The following is a 20,640-nucleotide window of genomic DNA, read 5'->3' on the forward strand; positions in this document are numbered from 1 at the left end:
CCATGAAGCTGCAGGACCTCGACATCATTGTGACCGCTCCGCCGGCACCCGGTTGGGGCGGGCGCTATTGGATATTGGTCAAAGTCACGACCGACACGGGTATAACCGGTTGGGGCGAATGCTATGCTTCATCTGTAGGCCCTGATGCTATGCGCCACGTCATTCGGGACGTCTTTGAGCGTCACATGCAGGGCGAAAACCCCGAAAACATCGAGCTTATGTTCCGCCGCGCCTATTCCAGCGGCTTTACACAACGACCCGATCTGACAGTCATGGGCGCGTTTTCGGGGCTTGAGATCGCCTGCTGGGACATTCTGGGCAAAGATCGCGACCGTCCCGTCTACGCTCTGCTGGGTGGGCTGGTGAATGATCGGATCCGCGCCTATACCTATCTGTACCCCCTACCCCAGCATAATCTTAACGACTTTTGGACTGCACCTGATCAGGCAGCTGAATGCGCTTCTGAAATGGTCCGGCGCGGCTTTACAGCGGTCAAGTTCGACCCTGCCGGGCCTTATACAATACGCGGCGGGCATATGCCTGCAATGTCCGATATCTCGATGTCTGTCGCCTTCTGCAAGGCCATCCGTGAGGCCGTGGGCGACAAGGCCGACCTGCTGTTCGGCACCCATGGCCAATTCAATACCGCCGGTGCGATCCGCCTGGGTCAGGCGCTAGAGCCATATTCGCCACTCTGGTTCGAAGAACCCACGCCCCCCGACATGATCGAGGACATGGCCCGTGTTGCCCGCAATGTCCGAATTCCTGTGGCAACAGGCGAACGAATGACCACGAAGGCCGAGTTCGGAGCCGTCCTGCGCGCAGGCGCAGCCGAGATTCTTCAACCTGCACTGGGCCGTGCCGGTGGCATCTGGGAAATGAAGAAAGTCGCTGCAATGGCCGAGGTCTTTAACGTACAAATGGCTCCGCACTTATACGCGGGGCCGGTGGAATGGGCCGCGAATATTCATCTGGCGGCTTCGATCCCAAATCTGCTTTTGCTGGAAACGATCGAGACCCCATTTCACGACGCCCTGATCAAAAGCACGTTGCGCGTTGAAAACGGTTTTGTAACGGCACCGGCGGCTGCAGGCTTGGGCATCGATGTCGACGAAGACTTGGCGCGGGCGCATCCTTTGACAGGTGACGGATTACACCTTCAGATGCAGGAAGAACCTTGCAATTACGTCGACGGCAATGCGTTTCAGGGCGGTGCCCCTGCAACCGAGGGGTGACAAACTGCTGCGGTTTGGGGCATATTACCTTGACCCCCTATCACAAGCAGGCTCCTACGTGACACTTAAGGAAAAAGACGCTCAGGATCAGGACAGCGCCCTTTCAGATATGCAAGAGAGCGCCGCGCATGCCGCTGCGTTCCTGAAAATTCTGGCCCATGAAGGCCGCCTGATGATCCTTTGCCATTTGGGCGAAGGTGAGAAATCAGTGGGTGAGCTTGAGAACCTGCTGAATATCCGACAAGCCGCCGTCAGCCAGATGCTGGCGCGATTGCGCGGCGAGGGGCTGGTGTCGACCCGGCGCGAGGGGAAAACGATCTACTATTCGTTGCAGGACGGAAACACGGCCCAAATGATTGGTTTGCTTTACGACCTGTTCTGTAAACCGCAAGACTAGTTTGACACATACCCTGCAATCACCTGCATCAGCTTAAAGGCCGTGGCGGCATCGTTTTCGACAACGGCCAAGAACTCTTCTTCCCCGATCCGCAGGCAGGACAGATTCGTCTCGGCAAGCATGCTCAGTGCGCGCGGCTCTTTGCGGATCAGGCCCAGCTCTCCGACCAGCGCTCCTGCACCAACTTTTGTGATCAACTGATCCGGTCCGTCAGGTTGTGGCAGATACAGACCCGCTTCGCCTTCCAACACCACATAGGCCCCATCTGTGGGTTGGTCGTCCTTGAGGAACACAACCTCGCCAGGCTTGGCGTCAAACCAGCGGGCACCAAAAGCCAAAAGGCGCAGCTGACGACGGTCAAGACCCGAAAACAGCGGCGTCTGCTCAAGCGCGCGCAGCTTGCGCGCCAAGTCGGCCGAGGCTGCACTGTCTTCTTCCACGTCCGCAGGTCCTTCATCTGAAACCACCCGACCCTGCCGGATTTCGGCATACATGTCGAATACATCCGGATTGTCATACTGATCGTTCAGATAAATGACGGTCGTCTCAGGTAGCAAAGAGCGTATATTCTTATAGACCGCCACCTGCGTGGCCATGTCATAGCTGGCCAGCGCATTATCCAAAATCAGGATATCCGGTTTCTTGATCGTCGCGCGCGTGAACGAGAGCGGCTCGGCAAAAACCGCCGGGAGATTCTGACCACCCAGCGCCACCGGAACGTCATAGATCAATTCGACCACCTGTGGCCGTGCCCCGTTGCGGTCAAGAACATCCACGATCAGTTTGCGCACCTCATCTGAACGCGCACCCCCAATCTGGCTGACCTTGCCGAACAACGCATTCTCCATCACCGTCAGGCCGGGCGCAAATTCTTCGGCATTCAGTGGCACAAACACGTCGTGCAAAGTCTCAAGCAGTTTATGCGAATGACTGTGGCGCAGTTCAAGAATGCGGTTCTTCAGTTCATCTGAAAATGCCGGACCGATTTGCTCGGCCGAAATCACAACGGGAACCGCAAGCAGGTTAGCGAGCTGTTCGTCATTCAGACCCGAGACCCCCTCATCCCGCGTCTGCTCCAGCAATTCTATCGCGCTTTCATAAGTCTGTGCTTCAAGGCCCAGCTTTCGAAACAGCGGATGGTCTGTGCCGTCCAGACCAAAGATCTGCCGCAGCATATCCACCACATCGCGCGTCAGGTTGACCAGTGTCTCGTCCAGGCCCAGTTCTCGCAGCTCTCCCAAAAAGACAGGTTGGCGGGCCAGCAAGTCCTGCGTCACAGGCACACGCGGGGTCGCGAACAGCAGGTTTTCGGCAACGGGTAAGGCAGGATTGTAGCAGCACCAGTCGAAGATCAGGGCCTGCTGTTCAAGCCCGGCATCTCGCACCGCCTGCTGTACGAGGGGTCGCAATTCAATAAGCTTCCGGGCCAGATCCTGGTGTTCGCCCGGTTCAAAGACCTGTTCTGCCCCACGTTGAAAAAGCGCCGCGCCCGAGCCCATGCCGTCGATCAGATGCAGCCACCAGTCGCGCAGAGATTCGGCGTTTTCAACACCAGCCCGCGAAGGGTCAAGCCATTCGGCTCTGTAGGGATCGTCGCTATTCCCTGCCCGCCGGGTCTCTGCAAAGTCGTGATCTTCGACCCCGCCTGTCACCGGCTTGAACCGCATCGGCATCATAACGTTGTCGCCCAACGAGCCTTGAAACATCACCGGACGCGAAGACGCGTATCCAACTCGTGCAGCAACGACGCCTTGGTGCAGGTCGGCCATGTTTTCCGCCCCGATTTCAACCCGACCGGACGAAGGCATGATCTCGCGCGTCAGCAATTCTGCCAGGGCGCGCCGATCTTCTTCGCTGGGGGCTGCGACGCCGATGGTTTTTCCACCGGGAAAGGTCAGGTTCAGGTCATCAAGAACCTGATTGCCGTCCATATCCCGGACCGAGACGTGACCCAGTGTTATATCGCCGTTCAGGCGCGGCGTGCTGTCTGGTTCGCCTTCGAACAGTTTTTCGTCAACCATTCCCGCGGGTGCAAACCGTTCAACCACTACGTCCCAGCGCAATGACATGTCCTGAGTCTGATTGTAGTAGGTCAGCAGCTCTTTCCACGGAGAGCTCAGGTCCTTGTAGGCCGCCAGCGCCGCGACAAGCGCACCCAGCGAGACCGAGCCCTGTAGAACCAGCAATCCGCCGACCAGATAAAACAAGAACGGCGTCAGTTGCGAAATGAAGTTGTTGATGAACTTCATAAAGAACTTTTTCTGGTAAATCTCGAAACGAATGCTGAACAGCCGCCCCAGCTGGTCCGAGATCATCGCACGACGATACCGCCACCCCCCATTCGTGCGCAGCGTCGACGCGCCCGCCGCGTTTTCCCCGATTTGGGCGGCCAGAATACGAACTTCTTGAATCCGGCTTTTGTTCAGCAGGTTGATCTGGCGTTGCAGCTTGGGGATCAACCAGGCCTGCACCGGGATTAAGGCAACCGCGGCAAGGCCGAACCAGACACTTTGCAGAAACAGGAAAGACAGGATGGTGATCATCTGCCCGGCCTGCAGCACGGGTTGGCTGATCGCGTCCCCCATCAGCCCGCCCATCGGCTCGCTTTCGGCAGTGATCATCGAGACCATCTCACCCTGGCTGACGCGCTCGAAATAAGGTTGGGGAAAGCGCAGCGCGCGACTGATTAGTTGATACCGGAAACGACGCAGCATCCGCTCGCTCAGAACGCCTTTCATCGTGTTGATCCGCATTTTCATCAGGCCGTGGGCCAGAACCGCAGCCAGAAACGCGAAACACAGGATGATCAGGAAGGTGGTCTGCGGCAACTGATAGCCCATCACGTTCACCACCGAGCTTCCGGCCCCGATCGCATCGTTGATGATCCGTTTTGGCAATTCCAGCGTCAGGTAAAGCAGCGGAAACAGCGTCGCAGTCACGGCCAGCAAGATCAACTGATCGCGTTTGGAGTATTTCCAAATAAAGCGGAAAATCGTGCGTTCTATGGAACCTGCCCCTGTTGCGGATCACTGACCCGATCTTGGCGACATTGTCGCAAATCCAATGGTTTGAATTTACCGCAATCGTGGCCAGCGACGCAAACAGTTTCCAATTTGATCAGATTTTCGCCGAATGTGAACAAGTTCATTTGCGCAACCACAAGTTACCGCCTAGTGTTTAAATCAGGACGATGTCGGGAGGATTCATTTGCCTGCCAATTTAGGCGCAGTGTTTTTGATGCTCTGCTTATTGCAGATCAAACATATGTTTGCGGACTATTACCTCCAAACGCCGAAAATGCTGGCGGGACGCGGGGAATATTTTCATATGGGACGCGCACAACATGCGGCAGTGCATGTTGTGGGGTCCGTCATTGTTTTCCTACTATTTGGCTCGCCTTGGGCATTTATTCTTATCATCGCCGCGCTGGAATGGATCGTTCATTTCAATATTGATTTCGCAAAGGCCAGCTATTCCGACAAAAAACAACTAATGCCAACGCAAGCGGCCTTTTGGCGCGCGGCCGGGCTGGATCAGTGCCTGCACAATCTAACCTATGTCGCAATGGTCTGGGCCTGGGTGAAATTCGCAGCTTAGGCGACCTTACCCAACGCACTCTGCCGGTAAGCTGACAGCCACATCTTGTCCAATTCATCTATTCGGTCGGTGTCAAACGCATCCGAATGCTCCCAATAGCGACCCGACGGCACGTAGTAACCAAGCTCTTTTTCACGCTGCAATGCCGCACTCATCCCATGCGTGCACGGCAGATCGACCGAACCAAGCGATGTCGAAGCGACCGAAGGATAGACCAGCCTGCTTTCCCCGTTGGAAAGCCGCACGATCCGACATCCCTGAGCAGCACCGAACAACCCAAGCCGAGCCGATTTTGCTTCAAGTGACCTGAGCGTAACGTCAGCACGCAAAGGATCGGCCGCCCCGGTTCCATAAAAATGTGTCTTTCCAGCGCTGGGGTATACCATGTCACAGCCGAAATATGCCAACACAGAGGGGCGCAGCGCAGCCAGTGCCCAGTACCCTGCGGTAAAGGCCATCGTGCCGCCCGCGTAGACGAACCCACCATAGTCATTTTGCAAAGGTACGTAGTCTGCGGCACCAACAATGGATTGACTGCTAAGCGTCGCGGCGGGTCGGTTCTCGACCGGGAAGTCCTCGGGGTGGATCAGTACATCCCAATCATTACGAATACGCCAGGCGTTGTTGATCGCCACTATGTGCGTAAATGGCGAACGCTCCCAATCTTTCGCTGCAACGGCAGCCGGCGCGCTTCCAATAATCAAAACTCGGGTCTGAGTATCGGTCATTCTGGGGTCCTGCCTTGTTGCAGTCCCCAGAAAGGTTAGAGCGTTTTACGCGTCAAACTACCCCAAAACTGAAAAACTGCTTTCCTCGTTGATCGGGCGCTTCCGGGAATAAAACCCCACGTCGATCACGCGATTGATATAGGGCAACGTAAACTGCAGCGGTTGGGCGTCATGATCAGCGCCACCTTCGACATAGTCTATCAGAGCAGCCATCATCTTGCCGGCAATCGGCGCATTCTTGTATTGGTTCCCGCTTGTGCCGCAGGCCATGTAGAACCCCGGCAGGCTGGATTTGTCATAGATCGGAATCCAATCGGTCGAGGCGTCATATAGGTCCACCACACCACGCGTCTTAGACGGGATGCCCAGGCTAGGAACCCGCTGGGCATAGCGCATCGCCTGCGTGGTCCATTGGTCGGTGAAATCACGGTTGTAGTTGACATCATCCTCGCACCACTGATGCGGATCGCACTCCGGGTCTTCCGAGCCCACAAGGATGTGGTTGCCATGCTCGGGGCGGCAATACAGCGCGATGTCGCTGTCCGAGACGATGGTGCCATCGTTTTCAAAATCGAACCCTTCGGGCGCAGGCACATGCACGACTTCTTGCCGAAGAGGGCGCGTCTCGATGGTCATATCATCCAGCACCCCTGCCATACCGTTGATGATGGCCGACCCCGGCCCGGCCACATTCACCACCACCTTGGCACGAATCTCCTCACCATTGGCCAGCTTGACCCCGGCTACGCGCCCGGCCTCTGTCAGAATTTCAACCACCTCGGCCCCTGTTCGCACCTCGGCCCCGTGCTGTTTGGCGGCATCCATCAGGTTCTGCGCCGACAATGCCGGATCAGTCACATAGCCTGCCTGTGGCCAGAACACTCCGCCTTGCATCTTCCGTCCGTTGGACAGGCCAAACTCAGGATCGTCCATGCGTTTTGGCGGTGTGAAACTGTCCATGGAATAGACAGGCAAGCGCTCGGTGATCTTCTCGGGTGTCCATTCCTCGAACGGGCAATCCAGATCCGCGCTGTTAACCATGTGTTTTTCCAACGTCCCGTTGGCCTCGGTCTTCATCACCAGGCACCCGGTCTCGCGGAACTGCGCCAGATTAGCGTTTTCTGGCAAGCCCAGATACGCGGCCCAGTCGCGCCAATAGTGATAGCCCTCCCACGCAAAGGCGGTGCCATCAAAGGTGGAGTAATGCATCCGAATAATCGCGCATGACCCGGCGGTCGAGCCATGCCCAACCTGCGTATTGCGATCCAGTGACAAGGTTTTCCACCCGGCCTTGGCCATCTCGAACGCGATAGCTGCGCCGATCACGCCTGTTCCGATGATGATTGCGTCTGGTTGGGTCATGACGGATCTCCTGTCCAGTAGCGCCGGTAATAGGCGCTGAATTCCTCGATCTCTTCACGGCGCGGCTCAACCCCGGTGAAGACAAACAAATAGTGCGGCACCATGGCGATCCGCACAGACATGGGTTCGTTCAGTTGCGCCAGATCGTATCCGATCTGCATGTAGTACAGCACGCGGGCTCGGGTTTCGGCCTCGACCTCGGGATACCCATAGCGCGCGAACATCGCGTGCAAAGCCTCTAGCCGCCGCGCATCCGACTGATCCAGCGCACGACGCACTTTGCCCGATTTACGCGCCCAGTCGCGGATGGCGAAATCCAGCGCCGTGTCGAACAGATCGGTGTTCACCACGCAGCGATGCACATTGCACACCGCGCCCGTGATCGTGTCTGCCGGGGCCTCGGCCTGACGGATCAACCCAGCGGTGTTGGTCGCCTGCCAGCGTGCCAACAACGCGTCCAGCAGCTCTTGCCGCGATTTGAAATACCAATAGAACGAAGACCGCGACACAGCCATCCGCTCGGCCAGATTCAGCACTTTGATCTGGTCGATCCCGTCCGAGATCAGGACGTCCATCGCCACGTTCAACCAGTCGTCGCGCGTGACCTTTATGTTACCCACCAGAGGCTCGGCCTCGGGGTCGTCGCGGTGCAGGATCGGTTTGCTCATTCAACTCTCGGGCGGCGCACCGCCCTCCTCTGTGCGTCGGGCAATGAAGTCGTGCAGATCGCCCAGCCGGTCAGAGTTCTGAACGGGGGATTCGAAATTGGTAAGGATGTCCTTCCAGACCCCGGTCGCGCGATGGTTGGCATCGACCGATCCGCGTTCCGTCCACGTGCCGAAATTGGCATAGTCGTGCAGATGGGGTTGGTAGAACTCGGTGTTATAGCGCTCCATTGTCTGACTGGTGGCAAAGAAATGTCCGCTGGGGTCGACCTCGCGCAGCGCGCTATCGAACCCGATCTCGGAGGCGCCGGCCTGCGCGCCATTGCACAGCTCGGCCACCATGTTCAGCACTTCGGCATCGCTAACCAGTTTTTCGTAGGATACGGTCAAGCCGCCTTCGAGCCACCCGGCCGAATGGATGATCACGGTTGCCCCGGCCATCAGACAGCCCCACAGGCCGAACTGGTTTTCATTCGCCGCCTGCACGTCATTGATATTCGAGGCCGACCCCGCAGCCGACCGCCATGGCAGGCCCAGATGCCGCGCCAACTGCCCCACTGCCAAGGACGCCTGAAAGTGCGAAGGCGTCCCGAAGGCAGGCGCGCCCGATTTCATGTCTACGTTACTTGTGAACGTCCCATAACACACCGGCGCGCCGGGGTTGGCCAGCTGCGTCAGGGTCAACGCGGCCAGCGCCTCGGCATGGGACAGAGTGATAGCACCCGCCACGGTGATCGGAGCCATCGCGCCCATTAGCGTGAACGGTGTGATGATCGAGATTTGGCCGTGCCGCGCAAAGTCGATCAACCCTTGCGCCATCGGAATATCCAGCGTGCGCGGGCTGTTGGTGTTGATGATCGTATAACAATGCGCGTCCGCGCGGAATGCGTCATCCGAAAGCCCTCGTGCGATAGACAGCATCTCAAAACTGTCCAAAACCTGCGGTTTCCCACGTGAGAAGAAGAAAGGGAACTTGTCCGTCAGCTCCATCTGCGCGCGCGTCGTGAAGTAGTGTCGCACGTTGGTCGGAACATCCTGCGGTTCGACCAAAGGCGAGATCATCTGGAACACGTCGAAATGATGGGTGAGCTTCAGGAATTCCAGATAGTCGCGTCCCGATCCCGGCCGCCGCCCGCGTTCAAGGTCGGTGGCGTTGGGGGCCGCGGCACCAGGTTGAAAGACCAAGGATCCCAATTCCAGCGTGAAATCCCGATGCCGCGCCCCTGCCCGACAAGCGATGGATTTGGGGGCCGAGGCGGCAGCGGCCTCGACCATATCCTTGCCAATAAACACCATCTCGGTGTCTTCATCGACCTTGGCCCCAGCCTTGGCGAACAACGACCGCGCTTCGGGCAGCAGCACCTTGATGCCCAGTTCCTGCAACAGACGTAAGGACGACGCGTGCATGTCGGCGATCTGATCCGCCGAGAACACCTCCATCGGCGGAAACGGGTTTCTGAGCTGGCGGTAATTCACATCCCGTTTGGGTGCGGGGGCGGCTTCGGCCCCACGTCCCCGCCTGCGTCTGCCACGTTGAGCTTCCATGTTCAGCCTCGCATCGCTTTGCCTTGTGGGTCGTACGGTGATGGCGCAACGATCCGTGCAGAGCGTTCGACACCGACCACATGCACTGACAACTCGGTCCCCGGCTCGGCCTTGTCTCGGTTGACCAGCGCCATTGCCAGCGATTTGCCGGTATAGTGGCCGTACCCGCCCGAGGTCACAAAGCCCACGCGTTCGCCGTCCGCCCAGATGGGCTCGTACCCGCTGGCGTCAGCGTCCAATGCGTCGACCTCCAGCGTGACCTGCACTTGGGCCGGTCCGTTGCCGTCGCGTTCCGCCAAGGCAGCCTCTTTGCCGACAAAGGATTTGTCCCAGTCGATCCAGCGATCCATCCCGGTCATGCCCGGCGTATAAAGCTGCGTGAATTCCGCCGACCAGATGCCAAAGCTCTTTTCAAGCCGCGTGGACAGCATCGCGTTGAAGCCACATTCGCGGATACCTTCGTCGGCCCCGGCTTCCAGCAAAATCCGACGCAGTTTGATGTGGTCGCCATAGCGGCAGTTGATCTCATAGCCCTTCTCGCCGGTCACAGACATACGGGCCACGCGGGCGCGGACCAAACCAATATCGAACTCGCCGCAGCCCATGAATTTCAGGCCCGAGATATCCTGCTCGGCCAGCTTCTCGACCACCGCCTGCGATTTCGGGCCAACCACCGCAAACCCGCAATATTCTTCGCCCAGATCGCGGACCGAGACACCGTCGATCATGTGGTCATCGAACCACCGCATGTGCCAGGCGCGCAGGTAATAACTGCCCATGATCCACCACGTCCCGTCGCCCCAGTTCAGAACGGTCAGGTCACCCTTCAGCCGCCCGTTCTCACCCAGCATCGGGGCCAGCTTGGCACGCCCCGGCGCAGGCAGTTTCGAAGCCATCACCCTGTCCAGCCAAACCTGCGCGTTGGGGCCGCTGACTTCGAACCGCGAGAAGCCGGTAATATCCATCAAACCGACACCCTCGCGGATCACCTTGCACTCCTCAGCCACGATGTCATGCGCGTTTGACCGTTTCAGGGTTGGCGTTTCCTCGAACCCTTTCGGCGCAAAATAGAGTGGCACTTCCAGATCCCAGCTGACGCCCCACTTACACCCGGCTTCGGTCATAGCATCATGCGCCGGGGCCATTTTCAGAGGACGCCCCGCAGGCAATTGCTCGTTCGGATAGGTCATCACGAAGCGGCGTGAATAGAACTGCCCCGTGGTTTCGCGGATATAGCGCTTGTTTTGCGCAAAATCGCCAAAGCGGGCCACGTCCATCGGCCACGCGTCGGCTTCGGGCTCGCCATGGATCATCCACTCGGCCAGTGTTTTGCCAACGCCGCCACCTTGCAGGAAGCCCGCCATCACAGCACAGGCCGACCAATAGCCACGCTTGCCCGGCACCGGCCCGACCAGAGGGTTGCCGTCCGGCGCAAAAGTGAAGGCGCCGTTCACCCAAGTCTTGATACCCACATTCTGGATCGAGGGGTAGCGTTCGAAACCCAGTGTCAGCTCATTCTCGATCCGATCCAGCTGTTCCTGAAACAGTTCCTCGCCATATTTCCACGGCGCGCCGTCCATGGCCCAGTGTTCGTGCTCGACCTCGTAGATACCGACCAGAACGCCTTTCTGGTCCTGCCGCATATAGGTGAACCCTTCTAGGTCCACGGTCATCGGCATCTCGAAATCGGCCTGCGCGACCTCGGGCACGGTATCGGTGATTAGATAGTGGTGTTTCAGCGGAGAAACCGGCAGTTCTACCCCCGCCATGCGCCCGACCTGCTTCGCCCAGAGCCCCGCCGCGTTGACCACATGCTCGCAGGTGATCGTGCCCTTGTCGGTCACAACCTCCCACCCATCGGCCGTCTGCGTCAGGCTTTCGACCTTGGTTTCCTCATAGTATTCCGCACCGCGCTTTTTCGCCGCCGTCGCGTAGGCCTGGACCGTACCAGTCGTGTCGATATAGCCTTCGCGATCAGCCCACATCGCGCCCAAGACGCCATCGGTGGACATGATCGGGCAGCGTTTCTGCGCCTCTTCCGGCGACAACAATTCGCAGTCATCAATGCCGATGGACTGGAAAATACGGTAATTCGCCTGCAACCACTCCCACCGTTCGGGCGTACCTGCCAAGGTCAGACCGCCGGTCATGTGCAAACCGATATTCTGGCCTGATTCTTTCTCGATCTCACTCAGCAGGTCGATCGTATAGGCTTGCAGCGCCGCCATGTTTGGATCGGCATTCAGCGCGTGAATACCGCCCGCTGCGTGCCACGATGACCCCGAGGCCAGCCGTCGTCGCTCAAGCATCACCACATCCGACCAGCCGAACTTGGCCAGATGATACAAAACCGAAGCGCCTACGACCCCGCCTCCGATAACCACAACGCGATACTGAGACTTCATCCCGCTCTCCCCTGCATGACTTAAACGGGACGCTAGACGCACTGTTCACTTCTGTCTAGACATTTATGTACAGTTCGTGACGACGAATTGTGTCGATTGAATTCAACGAAATTAAAGTTGGGCGCTGGGGCGCGCTGCGACCTTATCGAACCATGCCTGAGTCGCTTTGTTTTCTTGCGGAATCCGCATTTTTATGACGCGCGCAAAATCTACAAATACAAAGGCCGAGATATCAGCCAGGGTAAACTCCGGACCTGCGACATAGGCACTTTCCGCTAAGCGCCCTTCGAGCATGTCGAGGAATCGCCTCACCCTTTCGATCCCGCGTTGGGCCAATTCCGGGATTTGCGCATAATTCGCCGGGCCGGGAATCGCGCGACCTTCGAAAACGGGATGGGTATTGCGCAGCGCCTCGGCGACCGGCGCACCGCCTTGCTGTTCGACAATACTGTTCCACATCAGAACCAACCCCTTTTCGTCAGAGGTACGGCCCATCAGCGGCGGTTCGGGGAAGCGGGCTTCGAGATACGCCGCGATGCCAAGGTTTTCGGTCAACGCGGTCCCCTCATCTGTGACCAGTACGGGAATAGTGCCATTTGGATTGACCGCAAGGAATTCATTGCTCAACTGCTCGCCTTTGGCGATCGAGATGTCACGCGTCTCAATTTCAAGCCCTTTTTCAGCTAAGAACATCCGCGCACGGCGCGGATTAGGTGCGGTCGAGCAATCATAAAACAGCATTGGCCTCCCCTTCAGCGGCGATAGACGAAACAGCGCCCCGCGACGGCCCCGTCGGGCAAAGGCAACTCGGTCAATCCGTCAAAATACATGCGGTCGCTAGACACCATCAGTCCGCCCTCGGCCAGCAACGGCTCGATCAGAGGGGATACAAACCGCGCGAAAGCGTCGTTCTTTTCGCGGTTATGCCCGCCAAGGTCAGCATGAATCAGGCTGGCGGTTGCGCCAAAACGGTCCAGCGATGCCGGCAACGTCTCGCGGACATCCCCCAGAATCACCAGATCGTCCGGAGGTGTCGAGTCCGGGTGTGACGCGACCGCGCGTTCGAACACATAGACCGGTCGGTTCCGCACATACTGCACCATGTGATGATAGGTGCGACCATTGCCCAGCCCCAATTCGAACACCGGTCCCGGCATGTCCTGGGTCTGGTCAATGGCAAAGTCCAGACAAGCCCTTTGCGAGACCATACGGTCGATAAACAGATCAAGACGACTTTGGGGATCGGACACTGGGAAATCTCTCCTTGATAGTTGCCGACGCATAACAAGGCAACGACACCGCCTGTGATGACAAATCATCAAGGGTTTGTGTAGGCAATTTCGCCGCAGTTTCATATTTCCGCGACATTTCAACACAAGAACGGGTTTGACTAAACAGGGGCAACCGCGCGAAACTGCGTCAAAAAACACGGGGAGTTGATCAAGCCTATGCCGAGTGACGGCCGAACGGGTGGAAAACCCGCATGACTGCGTTGTTGTCTGTCAGGGATCTTAGCATCGGGTTCGGTGCTGGTGAGGCCGTTGTTCAAGGTGTCAGTTTTGACGTCGAGGCCGGGCAGACTTTGGCACTGGTGGGCGAGTCCGGCTCTGGCAAAACCATCTCGTGCCGCGCAGCACTTCGGATCCTCCCACGCACGGCGCAAATTCGCAGCGGGACCATTACTCTGAATGATTCCAAAGGCATGGAAAACCTGACCGCGATCAGCGAGCGCCAGATGCGCGACATTCGCGGCAATCGGGTCTCGATGATCTTTCAGGAACCGATGCGGTCGCTGTCGCCGCTGCACAAGATCGGCAATCAGGTCAGCGAAGTTCTGTGGTTGCATCGCGGCGCATCTGAGGCGCAAGCCCGTAAAGAGGTTCTGACCCAATTCGAACGCGTTGGGTTCCCCGATCCGCAGCGCGCCTATGATTCTTATCCGTTCGAGCTGTCCGGCGGGATGCGGCAACGCGCGATGATCGCGATGGCGATGGTCGCCAAGCCAGAGCTGCTGATCGCGGATGAGCCGACCACCGCGTTGGACGTGACCACTCAGGCGCAGGTGCTGGGGCTAATCAAGGAGCTGCAGCGCGAGACGGGCATGGCGCTTATCCTTGTGACACACGATCTGGGCGTGGTGGCGAACATGGCCGAACAAGTGGTCGTCATGCACAAAGGCCGCGTCATGGAGGCCGGCGCTGCTGCGCCAATTCTGACCGCGCCAGCGCATCCATACACGCAGCAATTGTTCAATGCCGCGCCCGCGATTCCTGAAAAGGACGCAGTAGGGCTGCCCATGCCCCATGAGGACCTCATCCTGCAAATGAAGGATGTGTCCAAAACCTATACGATGCGCTCCAGCAAGGGTTGGCAGGGCGATCGAATGATCTACGCGTGTCGGGGCGTCGATCTGAATCTGGCGCGCGGCAAGACACTGGCCATCGTCGGTGAAAGCGGATCGGGCAAAACCACCGCAGCCCGTATTGCACTAGGGGCCGAGCCCCCCGATCCGGGCGGCGAGGTGCTGTTTCGCACCGCGCCCGACGCCGATCCGATCACGGTCCATAAAATGACCCGCGCCCAGCGCACCGCGTTTCAGCGCAAGGCTCAGATGGTGTTTCAGGACCCTTACAGCTCACTCAGCCCGCGCATGCGCATTCAGGACGCCATGACCGAGCCGCTTGAGATTCACAATATCGGCTCACCAGCTGAACAACGTGACAAAGCGGCAGACATGTTGAAACGCGTCGGTTTGAATGCCGACATGCTAAAGCGCTACCCGCATGCGTTCTCGGGCGGCCAGAGACAGCGTCTGTCGATCGCACGGGCAATGATGCTGGACCCACAGCTGATTGTCTGCGACGAGCCGACCTCGGCATTGGACGTTTCTGTGCAAGAGCAGATCCTGACCTTGCTGGAAAACCTGCAGGACAGCCTGAACCTGTCTTACTTCTTTATTTCTCACGACCTTGCTGTCGTGGCCCGCATTGCCGACGAAGTCGCGGTGATGCGCCGGGGTCTTGTGGTGGAACAAGCGCCGCCCGAGACCCTGTTCTACAACCCGCACCACCCCTACACAAAGGCGCTGATTGCCGCTCAACCGGAACCCGACATCAACCGGCCCATTGACCTGAATTTGGTTGCTTTGGGCGCCGGTTCCCCCGACAGTTGGGAAGACGCCTTCCGATTTACGGACTCCGTGATACCTTCGTTGGTAGAGATGGAGCCCGGCCATAAGGTACGATGCCATGTTTAAGACCCCTCGCCCCATGATCCTGGCAGCCGCCCTGTCTGCGTTTTGGTTTCCGCCCGTCGTGGCCGAGACACCCACCCCGCAGGAAAGCGCTTTCTGGCAAGCCGAAGTGGCTGCCGGGAACCTCCCCCCTGTGCAAGAACGCCTACCCGCCGAACCACTGATCGTCGATCTGAACGCCAAGGGGCGCGAATTCGGCACTCCGGGAGGAACCTTGCGAACCATGGTTACCCGTTCGAAGGACATCCGGCAGATGGTCGTCTATGGCTACGCCCGGCTGGTAGGGTTCGATGAGAACTACGAAATCGTGCCCGATCTGCTGGAATCCTTTGACACCGAAGACAACCGGAAATTCACTCTGAACCTACGCGAAGGCCACAAATGGTCGGATGGATCCCCCTTCACATCCGAGGATTTCCGGTATTGGTGGGAGGACGTGGCAAACAATGAATTGCTCAGCCCGTCGGGACCACCAGATTTTCTGATCGTCGAAGGCAAGACACCGACCGTCACCTTCCCGGATGAAACAACCGTTGTTTTTGAATGGGAAGACCCAAACCCGGATTTCCTGCAGTCGCTTGCTCAGGCGCGCCCGCCGTTTATCTACCGCCCATCTGAGTTTTTGAAACAATATCACGAGAAGTTCGCAGATGCAGAGGAGCTGGCCTTTTACGTCGAGGACGCCCGCGTCAAAAGCTGGGCTGCACTGCACAACAAACTCGACAACCTCTATAAGTTCGACAATCACGAGTTGCCGACACTGCAACCCTGGCTGAACGCCAGCTCAGGTAAAAAGATCCGGCACAATTTCGTGCGCAATCCTTACTACCACCGTATCGACAGCAAGGGCGTCCAACTGCCCTATATCGACGTGGTCGAGATGGAGATCGTGGCACCCGGTCTGGTTGCCGCAAAAACCAACGCAGGCGAGACCGATCTTCAAGGTCGCGGGCTGGCGTTCCGGGATGCGTCGATCCTGAAAAAAGGTGAAGCCGGCGGGGACTACAAGACACTGCTTTGGAAAACTGGTGTTGCGTCCCAGATCGCGATTTATCCCAACTTGAACTATTCCGATGAAGGCTGGCGTGATGTACTGCGTGACGTGCGCGTACGGCGCGCGCTTTCGCTGGCCATCGACCGCAAGACGATAAATCAGGCGCTATATTTCAAACTGGCACAGCCGGGCGCGATGTCGGTCCTGCCGGCCTCTCCTTTCTACAACGAAGAAAACGCCAAGGCCTGGGCGCAGTATGATATCGACAAGGCCAACGCATTGCTGGATGAAGCCGGGCTGAACAAACGCGACAAGAACGGTGTTCGCCTTCTGCCTGACGGTCGCCCGATGGAGCTGATCATCGAAACCGCAGGCGAGCGTCAGGAGGTCGAGAATGCCCTGCAGATCGTGACAGATACGTGGCGTGAGATTGGTGTTGATCTGGTAATGCGCCCGCTGGACCGCGACATCCTGCGCAACCGAGTATTTGCGGGCAACACCATGGCCTCGGTCTGGTTCGGCTGGGATGACGGCATTCCGCAAGCCCACACATCACCTGCCTATCTGGCCCCAACGGATCAGGTGTTTCTGGCTTGGCCGAAATGGGGTCAATATTATCAAACCGGTGGTGATGTAGGGGAAGCCCCTGATATGCCTGAAGCCGCACGGCTGATGGAACTGGCTCATGACTGGGAAATCGCGACCACAGATGATGAGCGCAAAGCCGTGTGGACCGAGATGCTGAAGATCCACGCTGACCAGCTTTATGCGATTGGTATCCTGAATGGTGCCCCACAACCCGTCGTAGTATCGAACCGTCTGCGCAACGTACCCGAACAGGCCATGTGGGCATGGGAACCCGGCGCGCATTTTGGTATTCACCGACCCGACGAGTTCTTCTTCGCCGACTGACAGGAGCAGCTAAATGGTAATGCTGCGCTACGTGGTGTATCGCTTTTTCACGATGCTGCTGACGCTGCTTGTGGTGTCAGTGCTGATCTTCGTGATCATCAACCTGCCGCCCGGAGATTACCTCAGCAACCAGATCGCAGAGCTTCAGGCATCGGGTCAGTCTGCAGGTGTAGCCAAGGCGGAATTTCTACGCACAGAATACGCTCTGGACCGTCCGATGTGGGAACAATACCTGATCTGGATGGGGTTCTGGCCCGGGCCACATGGGTTTGAAGGCCTGATACAAGGCAACTACGGCTGGTCCTTCGAGTTCGATCGTCCCGTAGCCGAGATCGTGGGCGACACCCTGTGGCTGACCGTTGTGGTGAACCTTGCCGCGATCCTGTTTGTTTATGCCGTCGCCCTGCCGCTGGGCGTACTCGCGGCGGCGCGGTCACGGACCTGGATCGACTATACCTCGGCTTTCGTAGGGTATCTGGGTCTGGCCACGCCAAACTTTCTGCTGGCGTTGATCTTGTTCTACTACGGTCACCAATATTTCAACCTACCCATCGGGGGTTTGATGGATCCGATCTACGAGGGGCAGCCGATGAGCTGGGACAAGCTGAAGTCCATCCTGATCCACCTGATTGTTCCAACCTTCGTGATCGGCACCTCGGGCGCGTCCGCGATGATGCAGCGGCTACGCGCGAACATGCTGGACGAGCTGGGCAAACCCTATGTGGAAACCGCCATAGCGAAGGGTATGGCACCGTCGCGGATGTTGACCAAGTATCCCCTGCGCGTGGCCTTCAACCCGTTTGTGGCCGATATCGGCAACTTGCTTCCCTCTATGGTGTCGGGGTCGGTCCTGGTCTCGGTGGTGCTGGGTTTGCAGACCATTGGCCCGACCCTGCTGACGGCGCTCAAGACGCAGGATCAGTTCCTGTCGGCCTTTATCCTGATGTTTGTGGCCCTGCTGACGCTGATTGGGACCATGATCTCGGACATCTTGCTGGTCATGCTGGACCCGCGAATTCGGTATGAGGGGCGTGAAGCATGACCAAACGCTCTGATGATCGTTATGTCGACGATGCACCCTTCGATCCAGACGCCGCCCTGCAACAGCTTGAGCGCGCCGATCTGGACGCCCCCAACTGGCTGCTGGTCTGGCGCAAATTCCGCACCCACAAACTGGGCCTGATTTCGGGCATCTTCCTGCTGCTGTGCTACCTGATGCTGCCCTTTGCTGGGTTCATTGCCCCCTATGGTGCGAATGAACGCAATGACGAGCATCTTTATGCCCCGCCCCAAAGCGTCAACTGGTTCCACGAAGGCGAATTCGTCGGTCCGTTTGTCTACCCGACGGTGATCGAGGCCGACCTTGAGACCTTCCAGTGGAAAGCTGTGACCGACACCAGCGATCCGCGCCCGCTCCAGTTCTTCTGTGAAGGGGCCGAATACAAGCTGGCGGGGCTGATCAAGTCGGACACGCATTTGTTCTGTGCGCCCGAAGGCGCAACGCTGTTCCTGTGGGGGTCCGACCGTCTGGGTCGGGATGTCTTCAGCCGCATTCTCTATGGCGCGCAACTGTCGCTGACGGTGGGTCTGATCGGTATCTCGGTGTCGTTCTTCCTGGGCATCTTGTTCGGGTCGATGGCGGGCTATTTCGGCGGCAAGATCGACTGGGTCATCAACCGCGTCATCGAGATTCTACGGTCACTGCCCGAACTGCCTTTGTGGCTGGCCTTGTCTGCGGCGGTGCCCTCGAACTGGAGCCCCGTGGCTGTGTTCTTCATCATCTCGATCATCCTCGGGATATTAGACTGGCCTGGCCTTGCGCGATCCGTGCGCGCCAAGTTCCTGTCGCTGCGCGAAGAAGAATACGTCCGCGCTGCCGAGATGATGGGCGCAAGTTCGGGCCGCGTGATCCGCAAGCACCTGCTGCCGAACTTCATGTCCCATCTGATCGCCTCGGCCACGCTGTCGATACCTGCAATGATCCTTGGGGAAACAGCACTGTCCTTCCTTGGACTTGGTTTGCGGGCTCCGGCCGTCAGTTGGGGCGTAATGTTGAACGATGCCCAGAACCTCGCTTCGATCGAGATCTACCCGTGGACAGCAATTCCGATGCTACCAATCATCGTGGTGGTTCTGGCCTTCAACTTCCTTGGCGACGGGCTGCGTGACAGTCTGGACCCCTATCAACAATGACCCTGCTCTCTGCGCTTCCCGCTTCCGACAGCTACCGCGTGACCGGCAGCGGGGCGCGGCCCAGCGCTTTTGCCGTGTCCGAGCTGGCAACCGCGAGCTTTGCGGCCGTCGGTCAGGAACTCATCCGATTGATGAAGTCGCTGAACCTTGTCAGCGACGCGCCCGAATTAACGGTTGATCACCGTTTGGCCTCGCTGTGGTACGGTTTCTCGTTCAAACCGGAAGGGTGGGAAATGCCCAGCCTCTGGGACGCCATCGCCGGAGACTATCAGGCATCCGACGGTTGGATCAGGTTGCATACGAACCTGCCCGCCCATCGGCAGGCCGCCCTGAAAGTTCTCAAGGTCAAGCCTGACAGGGATGCCGTGGCCCAAGCAGTCAGAACATGGTCTATCGTCGATTTAGAAGCAGCCATAGTGGCCGAGGGAGGAGCAACAGCCGCAATGCGCAGCCGCTCGGAATGGCTGGAACATCCACAGGGCCGGGCTGTCTCCCGCGATCCGTTGATCGGCTGGCACAATCCGCGTCAAGTTACGTTACGCGACCGACCGCAAGCGACAGCCGAACGTCCGTTGGCAGGGTTACGCGTTCTGGACATGACCCGCGTACTTGCAGGCCCGATTGCGACGCGCACGCTGGCGGGGTTTGGCGCCGAAGTTCTACGCATCGACCCCCCTGGCTGGGACGAACCCGGCGTGATCCCCGATATTTCGCTGGGCAAGCGTTGCGCCTATCTGGATATGAAAACACCCGCCGGCCTTGAAGCCGTGCAAGACCTTCTCTCTCAGACGGATGTGTTCGTGCATGGTTATCGCCCTGGCGCACTGGACGCGCTTGGCCTGACACAGACGAAACGGGATGCGCTGGCACCCAACCGCATTGAAGTCACCTTGAATGCCTATGGCTGGTTGGGACCTTGGTCCAATCGGCGCGGTTTTGACAGCCTCGTGCAGATGAGCGCGGGCATCGCGGATGCCGGGCGCAGCTGGGCCAAAGCAGATAAACCAACGCCGCTGCCGGTTCAGGCGTTGGATCACGCGACCGGCTATCTGATGGCGGCCGCAGCGCTGTCGGCGTTGTCCGAAGCAGCCTTGGGCAATTCGATCATGCAGGCGCGACTGTCTCTGGCCCGAACGGCCGAGTTGCTGGCCGTGTTGGGTAAAGCCGAAACCTCAAATGAAATCACTCGCGCCAACCCAACCGATTATGCGCAGGCCCCTGAGAAATCCGACTGGGGTGTCGGCCATCGCCTCAAACCAGCCCTTCGCGTGGGTGGCACGGATATGATCTGGTCCCGGCCTGCCTCCAAACTGGGAACGTCTGATCCCATCTGGCCTTCGCTTAAGCCATAGCG

16 protein-coding genes are annotated in these 20,640 nt (G+C 58.4%); 8 read left to right on the forward strand and 8 right to left on the reverse strand.

Annotated elements, in window-relative coordinates:
• Positions 1-2 precede the first annotated feature (2 nt).
• Both AC2TAD_RS04995 and AC2TAD_RS05000 read left to right on the forward strand, forming a co-directional pair.
• Entirely contained in the window at positions 3-1,235 is a 1,233-nt protein-coding gene (locus AC2TAD_RS04995) for a mandelate racemase/muconate lactonizing enzyme family protein (protein WP_480866304.1), read from the forward strand.
• Positions 1,236-1,344: 109 nt separating this feature from the next.
• Positions 1,345-1,632: an ArsR/SmtB family transcription factor gene (locus AC2TAD_RS05000; protein WP_170355056.1), complete on the forward strand. Its 288-nt coding sequence runs from the start codon at positions 1,345-1,347 to the stop codon at positions 1,630-1,632.
• Here AC2TAD_RS05000 and AC2TAD_RS05005 read toward each other — a convergent pair.
• On the reverse strand, positions 1,629-4,625 hold the full coding sequence (locus tag AC2TAD_RS05005; RefSeq protein WP_480866654.1) for a cyclic nucleotide-binding domain-containing protein: 2,997 nt from the start codon (positions 4,623-4,625) through the stop codon (positions 1,629-1,631). The two genes, AC2TAD_RS05000 and AC2TAD_RS05005, sit on opposite strands and share 4 nt — an antisense overlap.
• A 244-nt stretch (positions 4,626-4,869) precedes the next feature.
• On the opposite strand from AC2TAD_RS05005, the gene AC2TAD_RS05010 reads away from it, so the two are divergent.
• Positions 4,870-5,229, forward strand: a complete 360-nt coding sequence (locus AC2TAD_RS05010; protein WP_170355054.1) for a DUF3307 domain-containing protein — start codon at positions 4,870-4,872, stop codon at positions 5,227-5,229.
• On the opposite strand, the gene AC2TAD_RS05015 is transcribed toward AC2TAD_RS05010, so the two are convergent.
• From AC2TAD_RS05015 to AC2TAD_RS05045, 7 genes are all read right to left on the reverse strand, one after another.
• Complete coding sequence (locus AC2TAD_RS05015; RefSeq protein ID WP_480866306.1) at positions 5,226-5,957, reverse strand: hypothetical protein; 732 nt, start codon at positions 5,955-5,957, stop codon at positions 5,226-5,228. The two genes, AC2TAD_RS05010 and AC2TAD_RS05015, sit on opposite strands and share 4 nt — an antisense overlap.
• A 57-nt stretch (positions 5,958-6,014) precedes the next feature.
• Positions 6,015-7,319, reverse strand: a complete 1,305-nt coding sequence (locus AC2TAD_RS05020) for an NAD(P)/FAD-dependent oxidoreductase (RefSeq protein WP_480866308.1) — start codon at positions 7,317-7,319, stop codon at positions 6,015-6,017.
• Positions 7,316-7,987, reverse strand: a complete 672-nt coding sequence (locus AC2TAD_RS05025; protein WP_480866310.1) for a TetR/AcrR family transcriptional regulator — start codon at positions 7,985-7,987, stop codon at positions 7,316-7,318. The genes AC2TAD_RS05020 and AC2TAD_RS05025 overlap by 4 nt, the downstream gene beginning before the upstream one ends.
• A complete protein-coding gene (locus AC2TAD_RS05030) occupies positions 7,988-9,529 on the reverse strand; it encodes a trimethylamine methyltransferase family protein (protein ID WP_480866312.1) in 1,542 nt (513 codons plus the stop codon).
• Positions 9,530-9,531: 2 nt separating this feature from the next.
• Positions 9,532-11,934: a GcvT family protein gene (locus tag AC2TAD_RS05035; RefSeq protein WP_480866314.1), complete on the reverse strand. Its 2,403-nt coding sequence runs from the start codon at positions 11,932-11,934 to the stop codon at positions 9,532-9,534.
• 111 nt (positions 11,935-12,045) lie between these two features.
• Positions 12,046-12,675, reverse strand: a complete 630-nt coding sequence (locus tag AC2TAD_RS05040; RefSeq protein WP_480866316.1) for a glutathione S-transferase family protein — start codon at positions 12,673-12,675, stop codon at positions 12,046-12,048.
• Between the two features lie 11 nt (positions 12,676-12,686).
• Complete coding sequence (locus tag AC2TAD_RS05045) at positions 12,687-13,217, reverse strand: class I SAM-dependent methyltransferase (protein ID WP_170753598.1); 531 nt, start codon at positions 13,215-13,217, stop codon at positions 12,687-12,689.
• A gap of 200 nt (positions 13,218-13,417) precedes the next feature.
• Here AC2TAD_RS05045 and AC2TAD_RS05050 point away from each other — a divergent pair, with 200 nt between their 5' ends.
• The 5 genes from AC2TAD_RS05050 to AC2TAD_RS05070 are packed head-to-tail and all read left to right on the forward strand — an operon-like array spanning position 13,418 to position 20,638.
• Positions 13,418-15,190 (forward strand): ABC transporter ATP-binding protein, encoded by a 1,773-nt coding sequence (locus AC2TAD_RS05050; protein ID WP_170354825.1) that lies wholly within the window; start codon positions 13,418-13,420, stop codon positions 15,188-15,190.
• Positions 15,191-15,203: 13 nt separating this feature from the next.
• A complete protein-coding gene (locus AC2TAD_RS05055) occupies positions 15,204-17,093 on the forward strand; it encodes an ABC transporter substrate-binding protein (protein ID WP_480866656.1) in 1,890 nt (629 codons plus the stop codon).
• Positions 17,094-17,106: 13 nt separating this feature from the next.
• Positions 17,107-18,135 carry an ABC transporter permease gene (locus tag AC2TAD_RS05060; protein WP_170753594.1) on the forward strand — a complete coding sequence of 343 codons (1,029 nt, stop codon included), beginning with the start codon at positions 17,107-17,109 and terminating at the stop codon, positions 18,133-18,135.
• Entirely contained in the window at positions 18,132-19,286 is a 1,155-nt protein-coding gene (locus AC2TAD_RS05065) for an ABC transporter permease (RefSeq protein ID WP_170354822.1), read from the forward strand. Before AC2TAD_RS05060 ends, AC2TAD_RS05065 begins: the two co-directional genes overlap by 4 nt.
• On the forward strand, positions 19,283-20,638 hold the full coding sequence (locus AC2TAD_RS05070) for a CoA transferase (protein WP_480866318.1): 1,356 nt from the start codon (positions 19,283-19,285) through the stop codon (positions 20,636-20,638). Before AC2TAD_RS05065 ends, AC2TAD_RS05070 begins: the two co-directional genes overlap by 4 nt.
• The last annotated feature ends 2 nt before the right edge of the window (positions 20,639-20,640 follow it).

This window comes from Ruegeria sp. HKCCD7628, assembly GCF_057221005.1.